The following is a 14,246-nucleotide window of genomic DNA, read 5'->3' as shown; positions in this document are numbered from 1 at the left end:
CGCCGCCTCCTTGATCGATGGACGACGATCTCAGCGGCGTGTTTCATCGGCGTAGCCCATCGGTAACACCCGCCCGACCGGTCAGCGCGCGCCACCGGGCAGGCGGCGGGCGCCCGGATCAGCGAGGAGGCCGCCCTACGGGCCGGTGACCAGCGGGTCGTGCACCCGCCCGAGGAACAGCGGCACACCGGTGAACCGGTCGTGGATGACGTACAGGAACGGCCGGTTCACGAAGAACTGCGGACCCTGCGGGATCGACGGCGGCCGTACGATGACAGCCGACGCGGCCGCCGCCTCCGTGCCCTTCTCGTCCACGGCGATGAACGTCTCGTGCAGCACGTCGTCGATACTCAGGGCCGGTTCGGTGCTCATGCCGGTGAAGTCGGCCCGCGAGCTGAACGCGGTCGGCATGCCGAGGTTGCCCAGCGCGGCAGCCAACTCCGCCGGCAGGCGGAAAGTCCACCGGGGCAGGCGCAGTTCGACGAGGGCGTTCCGGAAGCCGGTGAGCAATGCACCCAGCCACGTGACGTCGAGGTTGGCCTCGATCGCCGCCAGGTCGTTGCGGGTCGGCATGACGATCGCCATGCCCAGTCCGTCACCTGCGAACGGCACGTCGACCGCGCGCCACCCATCGCCCTCCTGGTAGCCCATCCCGTCGAAAGGCCCACGCATCATCGCGACGTCGACACCGGCACCGTCATCCCTGGTGAACCGCTCCGCCGCCGTGGCCGTCGCCCTGAACGGGTAGAGCCAGGCCGCCTTCAGATAGGTCGTGTTGGTGAGGATCAGACTGGTGTCGGGGGTCGGGACACCGGAGGGCAACAGCTCCGGGATCTTCGCGTTGGTCCGATCGGACACCCAGGTGTTGATCTCCTGGCGGGTCGCCTCCGGAGCGCCCCGGAAGTCGACCGGGTGCGGCGCGGCACCGTAGTAGCCGGCCAGAGTGTTCTGGAAACCGTGGCGCAGGCCCAGGTCGAGCCTCGTCCACAGAGCGTTGGCCGTGGTCAGCAGGGGCCGCGCGACGCCGTCACCGTTCTGGTACCGGTTGGCGAGCGACTGTGCGACGGTGTTGAGCCCGCTGTCGAGCGCGCCGGGCCGCGGATTCGGCGCGTGGAGCACGGCATCCATCTCGTCCGCCGTGGTCGAGCGGGCACCCGCCCGCGTCATCGCGAGTGCGAGATTGACCGAGTACGGCGCGCACACCACGTTACCGCCGGGGCGACTCGATGCCAGCTCGCGGTAGAGGCCGGCGGAGAAGCCGCGTACCGCAGTCGCGGCGGCGGCCATCGCGGCCGGGTCGGGCGGGACGCGGGTCGGTTCTGTCGAGGTGGACGACTCGTTCCACCAACGGGAACGGTCTCGGGTGGCGGTTAGCGCGGCGGCGGCGAGCGGCACCGTCCGCAAGAGAGATCGACGCGACACCATACATTGATGGTAGTCGAAGTATGTGCGGTAGGGCCAGGTCGACGGTTCGCGGCCCGCACCGTGAGACCATGCCTCGGTGAAAGACCTGACCGAGCGGGTACGCGCCTTTGCCGACGAGCGGGACTGGCAGCAGTTCCACACGCCCAAGAACCTCACCATGGCCCTCGCGGGCGAGGTCGGCGAGTTGCTCGCCGAGTTCCAGTGGCTCACCCCCGAGCAGGCGAGCGCGGTCATGGCCGACCCCGAGGCGGGTGCCCGCGTACGCGCGGAGATCGGCGACGTGATGATCTACCTGACGCGACTCGCGGACGTCCTCGACATCGACCTGGAGGACGCCGCCCGGGACAAGCTCACCGAGGTCGCCACCCGCTATCCCGTCAGCGAGGCCAAGGGTTCGGTGGCGAAGCGGTAGCGGTGCGTGCGGAGAAATGATCTCTCCGCTAAAGTCCGGCGCGTACAGGCGCGTAACGACGGGCTTCCGGCGCCGACCGGACACGCCCCCCATGCGCACGATCATTTCGTGCTGCCCGGGGGCAAGTGTTGTCAGCGTTCCGCACCTCCGCCGAGGGACTTCTCCGTCACGCCGCCAACGGCGATCTCGCCGACCGGATCATCGACGCGATCGGCCGTCGCGTGAGCCCGGCCGAACGCAGGTCCTGGGAGCGGAGCCTGCCGGTGCTCGCGCAGGATCTGGCCGATGCCGGACTCGGTCAGGTCGAGATGCTCGTCGAGTACCAACTGCCATTGACCAGCAAGCGTGTCGACGTGGTCCTGGTGGGCACGCACCCCCGCACCGACGAGGACTCCTACGTGGTGGTGGAACTCAAGCAGTGGTCGCGGGCGGAGTCCTACGAGGGGTCCGACACGCTGGTGCTGGTCGAGCACGCCCGCGAACCGCGCCTGCACCCGGGCGTGCAGGTCAGTGACTACTGCGAGTACCTCGGTGACTTTCTCGGTGTGCTCTCCGACCGACGTGCCCCGATCGCCGGTGTCGCCTACCTGCACAACGCCGTCGACCGGGACGTCGACGAACTCTTCCAGCTCAGGGCCACCGAGCAGAGCCGGATCTTCACGAAGCAGCGGCGCGGCCAGTTCCTCGACCACCTGCGTACCCACCTGGCCCCCACGTCGGGCGCGGCCGCCGCCGACCGGTTCCTCACCAGCGCCGTCCGACCGAGCAAGCACCTGTTGTCGTACGCGGCAGCCGAGTTGAAGCAGCGGTCGCACTTCACGTTGCTCGACGAGCAGCGCCTGGCGTACGAACTGGTGCTGCACGCCGTGGAACGCTCCCGCGCCGGGGACCGCAAGTCGGTCGTGGTGGTCTCGGGCGGCCCCGGCAGTGGGAAGAGCGTGATCGCCCTGTCGGTCCTCGGTGAGTTGGCCCGGCAGAACCGCTCGGTCATGCACGCCACCGGTTCCCGGTCGTTCACCCAGACCCTGCGCAAGTACGCCGGCAAGGGTTCGTCGCGGTTGAAGAACCTGTTCGGGTACTTCAACAGCTTCATGACCGCCGAACGCAACGGCCTCGACGTGCTGATCTGCGACGAGGCACACCGCATCCGGGAGACGTCGGTCAACCGGTTCACGCCCAAGGCCAAGCGGGACAAGGCACGCCCCCAGATCGACGAGCTGATCGCGGCGGCACGGGTGCCGGTGTTCCTGCTCGACGAGCACCAGGTGGTCAAGCCGGGCGAGTTGGGCAACGTCGAGGTCATCTCCGCGTACGCCGCACAGCTCGACCTGCACGTCGAGGTCGTCTCGCTGCACGACCAGTTCCGGTGCGGCGGCAGCGACGCGTACGAGCAGTGGGTTCTCGACCTGCTCGGCCTCGACGGTGGTGAGCCCTCGGTCTGGACCGGCGACGGCCGGCTCGACCTGCGGCTGGCAGAGTCACCCGAGGAGATGGAGGCGTTCCTGGCCGGTCGGCAGGCCGCCGGTGAGACCGCCCGCATGTCGGCGGGCTACTGCTGGCCGTGGAGTGACCCCTGCCCGGACGACTCCCTGGTGGCGGACGTGCAGATCGGAAGCTGGGCGCGGCCGTGGAACGTCAAGAGCGACCGGAGTGTGGGCGACGCACCGGGCAGCGCGTTCTGGGCCACCGATCCGAACGGATTCGGCCAGGTGGGCTGCGTCTACACGGCGCAGGGCTTCGAGTACGCGTGGTCGGGCGTCATCCTCGGACCGGACCTCGTCGCTCGGGACGGCCGCCTGGTCACCGATCGGGCGGAGTCGAAGGACCCGGCGTTCCGCAGCCGCAAGGCGCTCAGCGACGACGAGGCGGACCGCCTGATCCGCAACACCTACAAGGTGCTCATGACACGGGGCATGCGCGGAACCGTCCTGTACTCCACCGACCCGGAGACCCGCGACTACCTGGCCTCGCTTCTCGATGTCCGACGTCCGGTCGAGACGACGTACGAGCCCTCCGAGGCCGGCGGCGGCACGACGGCCGCTTCTCGACCTTAGGGTGGGCCAGAGAATTCCGACCTTCACGGCGGCACCGGGCCCGAACGCCACGCCTCCGAGGATCGCGCGGAGGGACGTTCGATTGGCTGATCTGCGCACTGGGCTCCTGGTGACAGCAGTCCTGTTGGGCCTCACCGGCTGTGTCACCGGCACACCCGACCACGGGCGTCCGACGGCGCGGACCACCACCGTGAGCCCACCACCCGTACGCACCGACCGGGAACCGATCACCAAGCGTTTCCCGCACCTCGGCGACGTCGCGGAGGTGCACTGGCAGGCGGGCGCCGCCGGGACGGGCGATTCCCGCGCGCCCGGTCCGACCGACATTCGCATCGAGGCGTTGGTCGTGTTGCAGCCTGGCGACCGAGTGTCGGCCGTCGAACAGTACGAGTGGCAGCCCGCTCCTGCCGGGTGGGACGGCACGCTGGGTGCCGCGCTTCGTCCCTTCCTGCCAGACAGCGGGAACTGGCAGGTCAACGAGCAGTATGCCGCCGACGTGCGGACCACGAAGTACCACGGGGTCGTGTACCTCGACACCACCAGCGGCACCGTCTACCTCAGGGTCATCGACGGCTGACGTCGCCATTTCCGCAATCATTGAAACTCGCGTACATGAATCACAAGATGTTGCACGGCCGCTTTTCAGCGCACCTCAGCGCAGCGTCAGACGACAGATGTGCGACGCCCAGGGGAATTGCGCGGTGATGGCTCGTTGTCGGAACTTCTTGTAAGGTCAGAGGCTCAGGCACTTTCGCGCGGACGGCGCTGATACCGATCATTTTCACGCAACCGTTCGACGTTTCACCGATGGCGTGCGGATGTAACAAAACGCAACACGGGAGGGTGGCGGATGGCCGACGACATGGGATCGACAGTCCCCCGGCGACAGCTCGGGCGAGCACTGCGCGACCTTCGCACCGAAGCACGCATGACCCTCGACGGCGCTGCCGAGGCGATGCAGTGCAGCCGACAGAAGATGTGGCGCATGGAGAGCGGCCTCGGCCCGGCCCGCCCGCTCGACGTCAAGGTCATGTGTGAGCTGTACGCCGCCACACCCGAGCTGACCACCGCCCTCGTCGCTCTGGCCACCGAGACCAAGGCCAAAGGCTGGTGGCACTCCTACGGGGTCGCCATCCCTGACTGGTTCGAGCTATACGTGGGGCTGGAATCCACCGCCCACCAGCTTCGGGAGTACGAAGACACTCTTATCCCTGGCCTGCTCCAGACCTGTGACTATGCACAAGCGGTCTATCAGCAGCGAGCCGACGCTACCGAAGTGGAACGGGAACGCTTGGTGAGGGTGCGCCTGCAACGGCAGGAGATTTTGAAACGTCTACTCCCGCAGGCCCCCAAGTTCGAGGTCGTCCTCGCCGAAGCGGCACTTATTCGCACCGTCGGCGATGCTGCGGTCATGGCCGACCAGCTTCGTCATCTCCTGACGGCCGACGAGATGTCGAACGTGTCCATCCGGGTGCTTCCACTGACTGCGAGGATGCACCGAGGAGCAGAGGCGGGTACGTTCGTCATCCTCGACTTCCCACCTGGCAAGCGGACCACGCCCGAACCGTCGGTGGTCTACTGCGAATCATGGACCGGAGCGCTCTATCTGGACCGGCCCGAGGAATACGCAGCCTACGAAGAGGTGTGGGCAAGCCTCGATGACCTGTCCCTGGATGAGGCAGAATCAAGGCAGCTCATCAACAAGATCATCGGGGAGGTCCACCATGGCTGATCTGGCTGGAGCCCAGTGGCGTAAGAGCACCCGCAGCGGCAGCAACGGCGGCAATTGCGTGGAGGTCGCCGACAACCTGCCCGGCCTCGTCGCCGTTCGCGACAGCAAGGACCCGGCCGGGCCTGTCCTCGCCTTCTCCCCCACGGAGTGGACCAGCTTCGTCCGAGCCACCAAGTCCCGCTGAGGCACACACCTCACTCACCGTTGCCGAGACCACTCACCCGGCGGGGACGCGGGTGCGTTGGGTCCACACGACACAGACGAGCACGACCAGCGCGGCGACGATCGACGCCGCGCTGACGGTCTCGGCGAGCAGCAGCGCGGACCAGAGCAGGGTCAGCACCGGCTGGGCGAGTTGGATCTGGCCGACCTGGGCGATGCCGCCCCGGGCCAGGCCCGCGTACCAGGCGAAGAAGCCCAGGAACATGGAGACCGTGGTCAGGTAGCCGAAGGCCGACCAGGCGGCGACGTCGGCCGTCGGCGGGTGGGTCACGGCGGCCACGACGGTGACGGGCACGGTGACCGGCAGCGCGAGCAGCAGGGCCCAGCAGATGGTCTGCGCGCCGCCGAGTTCGCGGGCGAGTGCGCCGCCTTCGGCGTAGCCGAGGCCGCAGAGGACGACGGCGGCCAGCAGATAGAGGTCGGCCAGGGACAGGGCACCGTGCACGGTGCCGGTGGCGACGAGGAAGGTGAGGACGGCGAGCAGGCCGGCGGCACCGGCGGCCCAGAACCGTCTCGGTGGGCGTTCCCCGGCGCGCAGCACCGCGAACACGGCGGTCATGGCGGGCAGCACGGTGACGACGACGGCACCGTGGGCGGCGGTCTGGGTGGTCAGGGCCAGCGAGGTGAACAGCGGGAACCCGACGACCACGCCGAGGGCGACGACCGCCAGGCGTCGCCACTGGCGGCGGGTGGGTGGTGGGGCTGCGGTGAGTCGCAGGTACGCCCCGGCGAGCAGCGCGGCACCGACGGCCCGGCCGAAGGCGACGAACCAAGGGTCGAGGTGCTGCACGGCGACGCGGGTCGCGGGCAGCGACAGGGAGAACGTGAGGACGCCGAGCGCGCCGAGGGCGAGGCCGAGCGGCCGGTCCACCGTTATCGCCGCGCGGACAGTACCGCTACTCTGTGCTCTCATGGATCACGATAACGCATCCGCTCGCGTTGTCCTGGACCTGCGGCGGCTGGCGGCGGCTGCGGAGCCCGGCGCCCGACTGCCGTCGGTACGCGAGCTGACCGCCCGGCACCGCGCGTCGCCGGTCACCGTCGCCGAGGCCATTCGACAGTTGGTGGGCGAAGGGCTGATCGAGGCGCGGTCCGGCCGGGGCACCTTCGTGGCCGCCCGGCCGGACGAGCGACCGGCGCCCGACCTGTCCTGGCAGACGGTGGCGCTCGGTCCCCGCCCGGCCGGCGAGCAGGAGATGCAGGCGTTACTGGCGTTACCGCCGGAAGGCGCGATTCCGTTGTCCGGCGGGTACCTCGACGCCGAGCTGCAACCGGCCGTCGCGCTCGGTACCGCGCTCGCGCGTGCCGCCCGGCAACCCGCCGCGTGGCAGCGCGGTCCGACCGAGGGGCGGGCGGATCTGCGGGCCTGGTTCGCCCGCGAGGCGGGCACCGGGTTGCGCGCCGACGACATGGTGATCTGCCCGGGAGGTCAGGCCGCGTTGTCGACGGCGTTGCGGGCGCTCGCCACGTCCGGCGACACCCTGCTCGTGGAGTCGCCGACCTATCTGGGTGCGCTGGCCGCCGCGCGGGCCGCCGGGCTGCGGGTGGTGCCGGTGCCCGCCGACACCGAGGGGGTACGCCCCGACCAGCTCGCCGCCGCCTTCGCCCGGACCGGCGCGCGGCTGTTCTACTGCCAGCCGCTGCACGCCAACCCGCACGGTGCCACGTTGGCGGCCGACCGGCGGGCCCCGGTCGCCGAGGCGGTACGCGACGCCGGGGCGTTCCTGATCGAGGACGACTACGCCCGTGATCTCACGCTGGACGGGGTGGCCCCGCCACCGTTGGCCGCCGACGATCCGCACGGACACGTCGTCTATCTGCGGTCGCTGACCAAGTCGGCCGCTCCCGGTCTGCGGGTCGCGGCGATCGGTGCACGGGGCCCCGCTGGCGCGCGGTTGCGCGCGGCCCGACTGCTCGACGACTTCTTCGTCGCCGGGCCGTTGCAGCAGGCCACCATCGAGGTCGTCACCGCACCGGCCTGGGCGCGACACCGGCGGGCGCTGCGGGCCGCACTGCGTACCCGTCGTGAGGCGTTGCGGGCCGCACTGCGTCGGCACCTGCCGGACCTGGCCGGGCAGCCCGTGCCGCGCGGCGGTCTGCACCTCTGGGTACGCCTGCCCGACGGCACCGACGACGTGGCGCTGGCCGCGACCGCCGCCGCCGAAGGGGTCGTCGTCTTTCCCGGCCGCCCCTGGTACGCCGCCGAACCGCCGGCACCGCACCTGCGCCTCACCTACGCCGCCGCCCCGCCCGAGGCGATGGACGAGGCCGTCCGCCGCCTCGCTCGGGCGCTGCGCACGGTGGCGTGACAACCCTCCCGCATCGTGTCGTACGGCTCGACGAGAATCGTGCGATGTCCACCTCCACACCGCTGTCCGAGTCGTTGCACAGTCCCTCGTTCTGGGCTCGTTACACCTTCGCCCACGCGGACGGCGCGGGCGCCGATCGTCTCGGCGACCTGCTCGACGACGACGTCGACAACGAACCTGACGACGACGAGGACGAAGACGAAGACGACCCGGATGCGGAGTTCGCGGTCGGCGACGGGTGTCGCCTGCTGCTGACCGCCGACGTCGGGATCGACTTCCACAGTCTGGAGATCGTCGTGCCGGGTTCGGACAAACCGGCAGAGCTGGGGTGGGACGATCTGGCGCACTGGCACCCGTACGCGCTGCGCTGGTCGGAACTCGACCTGATCTGCCGGGCGATCGCCGCTCTCGATCCGGGCCACTCGCATCCCGGGGCACCGCTGGCGCTGCTCTGCCGGTATGCCGCGGTCTTCGCCGACGACGACGTGGACGCGGCGGTGGCGGCGGTGGAGGCGGCGTACGCGTCGCTGCGGCCGTCGGGGTGGGACGGCTACTGGCCGCGTGGGACGGACTGGCTCCAGGGTGCGGACTTTCGCGACCACGGCGTCGTCTGGCAGCACGACGAGGACGGCAACCGGTGGGCCACCCAGGCGGACGGGCAAAAGCGGGACTTCTACAGCACCCGTGGGGCACCGACACCCGGCGGGTTTCCGCACGCCGAGTTGCGGACCCTGCTCGCCGCCGCCGCTACTACCGTGGGGGCACGCTGACGGCGTCCCCGTCCGGCCGTGGCCGCCGGCAACGGGGTGGTCACGAACGGCCGCTACCATCGCCGGATGGATCTTCGCGGAACGATCAGCCCGGACCGTCCGTTGCTCGTCCTGGCCATCGCCGAGGAGGCCACCTACCTCGATGCGCGCCTGCCGGTGCTGCTCACCGGGATGGGGAAGGTCAACGCGGCGGTCGCGGTGGCGGCGACGCTGGCCCGTGGCCCGCTGCCGTCGGCGGTGGTCAACCTCGGCACGGCCGGCGCGCTGCACCCCGACTGGACGGGCACCCACCAGGTCGGCAGTGTGCTCCAGCACGACCTGGACACCGAGTTCATCCGCCGGTTGACCGGGCAGAGCGTCGGGGCGCCGCTGGCGCTGGGGGGTGACGGGCCGGTGCTGGCGACCGGCGACCGGTTCGTCGCCGACGACGAGACGCGCGCCGAGCTGGCCGCCCGCGCCCAGTTGGTGGACATGGAGGGCTACGCGGTGGCGTCGACCGCGCTGCGGTTCGGCGTACCGGTGCGGCTGGTCAAGCAGGTCAGCGACGAGGCCGGTGCCGGGGCGGACCGGACCTGGAAGGAGTCGGTGGACGACTGCGCGCGGCTGCTCGCCGGCTGGGTCCGGGACCACCTCTGACCGGGGTGGTCCCGGACCGGGCCGGGCGATCCTGCCCCTATCGTCGCCGCGATCGGGACGAGGTCGTCGACGGGTCGGCCGACGGGTCGTCGTCGGCCGGTGGGGCGTCCTGGTCCTGTTCGGAGTAGCGCCACATCGATCGGATCTTGCCGGTCCGGCGGACCCCCGCCGGCCACGATCGTGCCAGCACCGCGAGGACCAGCAGGACCATCACGTTGAGGGCGAGCACCGCGCTGGTGAGCGGATCGGGCGGGGCACCGTGCTGGTGACCGGACGACGCCGGCGGTGGTGGTGCTGCTGCGCCCGGCTCGCCCTGACGCAGCGCCAGCGCCACCCCGACGGTGACGATCAGCGCGACCGCCGCGAGGCCCCACCGCCGGTGCCGCGACCTCATGAGACGCCGGCGCCGGTGAGTTCGCGGGGTGCGCAGGTGCAGTTCATCTCGTCCGCCTCGTCCGGACCGGGGCGGCGGTGCAGGAACATGGCGACGACCATCGGCAGGAAGACGATGCCGTTGTAGAACAGGTGCAGCTCGACCCGAGGCACGATGAGCTGGGCGATGCTCACCGGGCCGGCCTGGCCGAAGAACGTGGTGCCGGACTGCACCTGGATGAGCAGCAGCAGATGCTCGAAGTGGTGCCAGACCTGGATGCCCAGAGCGACGGTCCACCAGGTCTTGGCCGTGCCGGTGAAGCCGGGGCGCAGCATGATGAACCCGGCCAGCATGATCAGGGCGTAGGCGTAGTGCATCCACTCCTCGGTGACCAGCCACGGGAACGGCATCCCGAGGACCCCACGGGCCTCGGCGGTCGTCCACCCCAGGCCCCAGATCTGGAACGCCTGCACGAGGTGCTCGGCCCAGTGAGCGACCACGATGACGAGGAAGAGCAATAGCGCCGGACGGTGGTGCTGGGAGTTGAGCCGATTCATCGAAGTCCTCACTTCACGGGTGCTCGGAGGTCGGGGGGCAAAGCGCCCTGATACGACACGTGCCCTGACGGAGAGAGCGCATTCCCGCCACACTGGACTGCGTCGCGTCGCCGCCATCTCGGCCGTTTCGTAGGGGGTGAGGAAATGGTCGTTTCTGTCGTTTCTCCCTGCTGGATCAGGTGGGCTGGCACCGCTATCACCATCGACTCCCTTCAGCGGAGGGTGCCGTATCGAGCTTCTGAGATTTAGCAACTCACGCCGCCGAAAGCAAGGGGTGGACCGACTGGAAGCGTTTCCAGTGGTGCCTCCGTCGCGTGTCGGGACGACACACGACGCCAGACGAGCGCCACCCCCCACCCGACCGGGCAGGGGACCGGATCCCCGACGCGGGCAGGTGTTCGACTGTGGCACAGTGTCGCCTTCGCAAACGGTCGTTAAACACTCGCGTCGGTCGAGTTTTCACTGCTCAGAGGGGCTGACGATAGTCGCATCTCGACGCCGAGCGGCAGTCGCCCCCCTTGCGCACACCGTCTCACCTATGGGATAACCGCAATGTGGAAGTTCCGCCGAAGGACGGCGGCGTCCACGGTGGACGGTCCCGTCGAGATTGATTTCCATGACTGCGGTGGTCGCTTTTTGCATCCAGGACGCCACCGTTGTCCTCCGCTCAAGCGAACGCGACGCCAGCAGTTCCTCCGGTTTCTCGCTGCAGGTCGGCTGGCACTTGAGAACTGGGAGTGCGATGCCGATAGGTTTCCAGGGACGACCGATGTACCAAGCGGCGCTTTTCGCAGTTCCGCTCGTCGCGATAACACTGGGATTCGTCGTCCCGTCCGCCCCGAGTTCGGCCAGCGCCGAACCCTTTGCCCTCAGTGTCACTGCTATTGATCCGGCGGTGGATCCGGTCCGGACGGTCCGCAAGGTCAATCCCTCCGTCGACCACATCGCATCGTGGATCAGCTCGGTGGGTGCCAGCGCCGCCGTCGCCGATCTCGACGGCGACGCGTACGCCAACGAGGTCTGCCTGGTCGATCCGCGATCGGATTCCGTCAGCGTGCACCGGATCGACCGGAGCACGATGGGCAGCAGTCCCGTGGTGACGCTGCTCGACGAGAACGGAATCGCCCCGGGCGCGGCCGGGCAACGGCTCGCCTACGACAAGGACACGCAGGCCCCGATGGGCTGTCGACTCGCCGACCTGGACGGCAACGGCTGGGTCGACGCCCTGGTCTACTTCTGGGGACGCGGACCGGTCGCCTACCTGAACTCCGGTGGCATGACGTTCGCGCCGCACGAGGTGCTCGACGGTGGTGCCGACCTCGACTGGTACACGAACACCGCGGTCTTCAGCGACCTCAACGGTGACGGCATCATGGACATCTTCATCGGCAACTACTTCGCCGACGGCGCCCAGCTCCTCGACACCGGATCGCCGAAGCGGGTCGACATGAACGACTCGCTGTCCCGGGCGATGAACGGCGGGAAGAACTACGTGCTGCTGGGCCGGGGCGGCTTCCCCGCCGTCTCGTACGAACTCGTCGCGGACGCCTTCTCCGAGGACCACTCGCGGGGCTGGACGTTGGCGGTGGCCGCCGCCGACATGAACGGCGACGCGTTGCCGGAGCTGTACGTCGCCAACGACTTCGGTCCCGACCGCTTCTTCGTCAACCGATCGGTCGACGGCGAACTGAAGTTCGAGAACGTCGACGGCGGCAACAAGGGACTCCTCAACCCCCGGTCCACGATGATCGGCCGGGACTCCTTCAAGGGCATGGGCGTCACGATCGCCGACGTCGACCGCGACAACGAGTACGACGTCTACGTCAGCAACATCACCCACGAGTACGGCCTGTTCGAGAGCCAACTGCTCTTCCTCGGCGACGGGGTGCGGGACGACGGCGTACCCACCTTCCGGCCGGGAGCCGAGGCCCTCGGTCTGGCCCGTACCGCCTTCTCCTGGGACAACAAGGTCGGCGACCTCGACAACGACGGGCGGGTCGAGCTGCTCCAGGCGACCGGTTTCGTCCGCGGTCCGGTGAACCGGTGGCCGGAGATCCAGGAACTCGCACTCTCCAACGACACGTTGATCGCCAACCCCCGCGCCTGGCCCGACCTGAGGGACGCGGACATCAGTGGTGCGGCGCCTCGGGTCGTCATGACACCGACAGACGACGGCCGGTACGCGAACGTCGCGGAATCCTCCGGCCTTGACGACGGGGGCGTGATGCGGGGCATCGCACTGGCCGACATCGACGGCGACGGCGACCTGGACTGGATCGAGGCGAACCAGTGGGCGGACGCCCGGCTGGTCGTGAACGACTGCGACGGCTGTGACGGGTTCGTCGGTCTGCGGATCCTGCGGAGCACCGAGGACGCCTCCCCCACCGGCCCCCGTACGCCACAGGTGATCGAGGGTCTGCGGGCCACCCACGAGGTGCGGGGCGCGGCCGCGATGGGCGCCACGGCCACCGTCACCACCCCGAGCGGCAGCACGTTCCGCTCCTACGTCGACGGCGGCAACGGGCACAGCGGGCAGAGCAGCACCGACGTCCACTTCGGGCTCGGCGACGACGCGGGAGACACCCACACGGTGGCGCTGACCTGGCGAGACGCCACCGGGACGGTGCAGAACGCCGAGGTGCAGGTGGGCCGCGGCTGGCACACGGTGGTGCTGCCATGACCGGGACGTTGACGCTGCCCACCCCGACGGCGCCACCCCGCACCCGGCTGCGGGACCTGCCCGCGAAGATGCGGCCCACCGACCCGGCGAAGATGCGGCTCGCGGCGCTGCGTCGGTTCGCCGTCGCGATCATGGTGCTCAACATCGTCGGGCATCTGTTCCTCGGCTTCGAGCAGACCATCGCCCAGATGATCCTCGTGGTCCTGATGTGCTATCTGACCGAGATCGCACTCGAGACGCTCGTGGCCAAGCGGGACGCGCGGCGGCCGGCGTACCTGTCGCGTACCGAGGCGCCCACCCGACGCGAGCGGGTGCTGTCGCTGGTCAACTTCCTCCTGCCGGCGCACATCAGCGGGTTCGCGCTGGCGATGCTGCTGTTCATCAGCGACCGTCTCGACCTGTTCATCGTCGCCGCGGTCGTCACGATCAGCAGCAAGTACATCTTCCGGGTCCGGACCGGAAGGGGCGACAAGCACTTCTTCAACCCCTCGAACTTCGGCATCACGGTGATGCTGGTGCTCTACGCCAGCACCGTCAGCATCGCGCCGCCGTACCAGTTCACCGAGAACCTCGGTCACTTCGGCGACATCGCGCTGCCCGCCTTCCTCGCCTGCCTGGGCCTGTTCATCAACTTCATCTTCACCGGCAAGCTCCCACTGATCTTCGCGTGGATCGGCGGCTTCACCGCCCAGGCGGCGCTGCGCGCGGTGTTCACCGACGACACCTCCTTCCTGGCCGCGATGTCCCCGCTCACCGGGATGGCGCTGCTGCTCTTCACGCTCTACATGATCACCGACCCGGGTACGACGCCGAGGTCCACGTCGGGCCAGATCACGTTCGGTCTCTCGGTCGCCGCGGTCTACGGCGTCCTGATGCTCTTCCACGTGGCCTTCGGCGTCTTCTTCGCCCTCACGATCGTCAGCGCCTGCCGTGGAGCCGGACTGTGGATCGCGGCACGCCGAGAGTCGAGTACGGAGTCCACCGAGCCCCGCATCGGGGGGACCCCGCCGACGATCGCCCCGAACCCCGTGCCGTAACGGCACCGACCGAGTACGTCGTCACCTGGCTCCGGCGTC

At 69.4% G+C, this 14,246-nt stretch carries 14 protein-coding genes; 10 read left to right on the top strand and 4 right to left on the bottom strand.

Going from position 1 to position 14,246, the window contains the following annotated elements; translation table 11 throughout:
* Positions 1-135 precede the first annotated feature (135 nt).
* Positions 136-1,425 (bottom strand): serpin family protein, encoded by a 1,290-nt coding sequence (locus tag ABZ738_RS09945; RefSeq protein WP_357212225.1) that lies wholly within the window; start codon positions 1,423-1,425, stop codon positions 136-138.
* A 76-nt stretch (positions 1,426-1,501) separates the two neighbouring features.
* Here ABZ738_RS09945 and ABZ738_RS09940 point away from each other — a divergent pair, with 76 nt between their 5' ends.
* The 5 genes from ABZ738_RS09940 to ABZ738_RS09920 all read left to right on the top strand — a co-directional run bounded on the left by ABZ738_RS09940 (position 1,502) and on the right by ABZ738_RS09920 (position 5,807).
* Positions 1,502-1,837 carry a nucleotide pyrophosphohydrolase gene (locus ABZ738_RS09940; RefSeq protein ID WP_131052875.1) on the top strand — a complete coding sequence of 112 codons (336 nt, stop codon included), beginning with the start codon at positions 1,502-1,504 and terminating at the stop codon, positions 1,835-1,837.
* Between the two features lie 125 nt (positions 1,838-1,962).
* Positions 1,963-3,891 (top strand): DUF2075 domain-containing protein, encoded by a 1,929-nt coding sequence (locus ABZ738_RS09935; protein WP_357212223.1) that lies wholly within the window; start codon positions 1,963-1,965, stop codon positions 3,889-3,891.
* A 109-nt stretch (positions 3,892-4,000) separates the two neighbouring features.
* The gene (locus tag ABZ738_RS09930) at positions 4,001-4,468 is read left to right on the top strand and encodes a hypothetical protein (protein WP_357212221.1); all 468 of its coding nucleotides are present in this window, start codon (positions 4,001-4,003) and stop codon (positions 4,466-4,468) included.
* Between the two features lie 273 nt (positions 4,469-4,741).
* On the top strand, positions 4,742-5,623 hold the full coding sequence (locus ABZ738_RS09925) for a helix-turn-helix transcriptional regulator (protein WP_357212219.1): 882 nt from the start codon (positions 4,742-4,744) through the stop codon (positions 5,621-5,623).
* Entirely contained in the window at positions 5,616-5,807 is a 192-nt protein-coding gene (locus ABZ738_RS09920) for a DUF397 domain-containing protein (protein WP_131052872.1), read from the top strand. Before ABZ738_RS09925 ends, ABZ738_RS09920 begins: the two co-directional genes overlap by 8 nt.
* Positions 5,808-5,840: 33 nt before the next feature.
* On the opposite strand, the gene ABZ738_RS09915 is transcribed toward ABZ738_RS09920, so the two are convergent.
* A complete protein-coding gene (locus tag ABZ738_RS09915) occupies positions 5,841-6,758 on the bottom strand; it encodes a DMT family transporter (protein WP_131052871.1) in 918 nt (305 codons plus the stop codon).
* On the opposite strand from ABZ738_RS09915, the gene ABZ738_RS09910 reads away from it, so the two are divergent.
* The 3 genes from ABZ738_RS09910 (at position 6,757) to ABZ738_RS09900 (ending at position 9,560) form a co-directional block, all read left to right on the top strand.
* On the top strand, positions 6,757-8,154 hold the full coding sequence (locus tag ABZ738_RS09910; protein ID WP_357212216.1) for a PLP-dependent aminotransferase family protein: 1,398 nt from the start codon (positions 6,757-6,759) through the stop codon (positions 8,152-8,154). The two genes, ABZ738_RS09915 and ABZ738_RS09910, sit on opposite strands and share 2 nt — an antisense overlap.
* Before the next feature lie 44 nt (positions 8,155-8,198).
* On the top strand, positions 8,199-8,924 hold the full coding sequence (locus ABZ738_RS09905) for a hypothetical protein (protein ID WP_131054563.1): 726 nt from the start codon (positions 8,199-8,201) through the stop codon (positions 8,922-8,924).
* A 66-nt stretch (positions 8,925-8,990) separates the two neighbouring features.
* Complete coding sequence (locus ABZ738_RS09900) at positions 8,991-9,560, top strand: nucleosidase (RefSeq protein WP_131054564.1); 570 nt, start codon at positions 8,991-8,993, stop codon at positions 9,558-9,560.
* 37 nt (positions 9,561-9,597) lie between these two features.
* On the opposite strand, the gene ABZ738_RS09895 is transcribed toward ABZ738_RS09900, so the two are convergent.
* Complete coding sequence (locus tag ABZ738_RS09895; protein WP_131054565.1) at positions 9,598-9,954, bottom strand: hypothetical protein; 357 nt, start codon at positions 9,952-9,954, stop codon at positions 9,598-9,600.
* Positions 9,951-10,490 (bottom strand): hypothetical protein, encoded by a 540-nt coding sequence (locus ABZ738_RS09890; protein ID WP_131054566.1) that lies wholly within the window; start codon positions 10,488-10,490, stop codon positions 9,951-9,953. Before ABZ738_RS09890 ends, ABZ738_RS09895 begins: the two co-directional genes overlap by 4 nt.
* 895 nt (positions 10,491-11,385) lie before the next feature.
* Between ABZ738_RS09890 and ABZ738_RS09885 the strand changes: the two genes are divergently transcribed.
* Positions 11,386-13,170 carry a CRTAC1 family protein gene (locus ABZ738_RS09885; RefSeq protein WP_161595006.1) on the top strand — a complete coding sequence of 595 codons (1,785 nt, stop codon included), beginning with the start codon at positions 11,386-11,388 and terminating at the stop codon, positions 13,168-13,170.
* Complete coding sequence (locus tag ABZ738_RS09880; RefSeq protein WP_176094221.1) at positions 13,167-14,207, top strand: enediyne biosynthesis protein UnbU; 1,041 nt, start codon at positions 13,167-13,169, stop codon at positions 14,205-14,207. Before ABZ738_RS09885 ends, ABZ738_RS09880 begins: the two co-directional genes overlap by 4 nt.
* Positions 14,208-14,246 lie beyond the last annotated feature (39 nt).

Source organism: Micromonospora sp. NPDC047793 (genome assembly GCF_040642635.1).
Lineage (GTDB): Bacteria > Actinomycetota > Actinomycetes > Mycobacteriales > Micromonosporaceae > Micromonospora.
Note: the sequence above shows the minus strand (reverse complement) of the source record. Positions and strands in the feature narration are given on the sequence as shown.

What these genes read in the sequence shown, in the direction of transcription:
- ABZ738_RS09945 (WP_357212225.1), bottom strand. Translation starts at nt 1,425, where the DNA reads ATGGTGTCGCGTCGATCTCTCTTGCGGACGGTGCCGCTCGCCGCCGCC.
- ABZ738_RS09925 (WP_357212219.1), top strand. Translation starts at nt 4,742, where the DNA reads ATGGCCGACGACATGGGATCGACAGTCCCCCGGCGACAGCTCGGGCGA.
- ABZ738_RS09920 (WP_131052872.1), top strand. Translation starts at nt 5,616, where the DNA reads ATGGCTGATCTGGCTGGAGCCCAGTGGCGTAAGAGCACCCGCAGCGGC.
- ABZ738_RS09910 (WP_357212216.1), top strand. Translation starts at nt 6,757, where the DNA reads ATGGATCACGATAACGCATCCGCTCGCGTTGTCCTGGACCTGCGGCGG.
- ABZ738_RS09915 (WP_131052871.1), bottom strand. Translation starts at nt 6,758, where the DNA reads ATGAGAGCACAGAGTAGCGGTACTGTCCGCGCGGCGATAACGGTGGAC.
- ABZ738_RS09905 (WP_131054563.1), top strand. Translation starts at nt 8,199, where the DNA reads ATGTCCACCTCCACACCGCTGTCCGAGTCGTTGCACAGTCCCTCGTTC.
- ABZ738_RS09900 (WP_131054564.1), top strand. Translation starts at nt 8,991, where the DNA reads ATGGATCTTCGCGGAACGATCAGCCCGGACCGTCCGTTGCTCGTCCTG.
- ABZ738_RS09895 (WP_131054565.1), bottom strand. Translation starts at nt 9,954, where the DNA reads ATGAGGTCGCGGCACCGGCGGTGGGGCCTCGCGGCGGTCGCGCTGATC.
- ABZ738_RS09890 (WP_131054566.1), bottom strand. Translation starts at nt 10,490, where the DNA reads ATGAATCGGCTCAACTCCCAGCACCACCGTCCGGCGCTATTGCTCTTC.
- ABZ738_RS09880 (WP_176094221.1), top strand. Translation starts at nt 13,167, where the DNA reads ATGACCGGGACGTTGACGCTGCCCACCCCGACGGCGCCACCCCGCACC.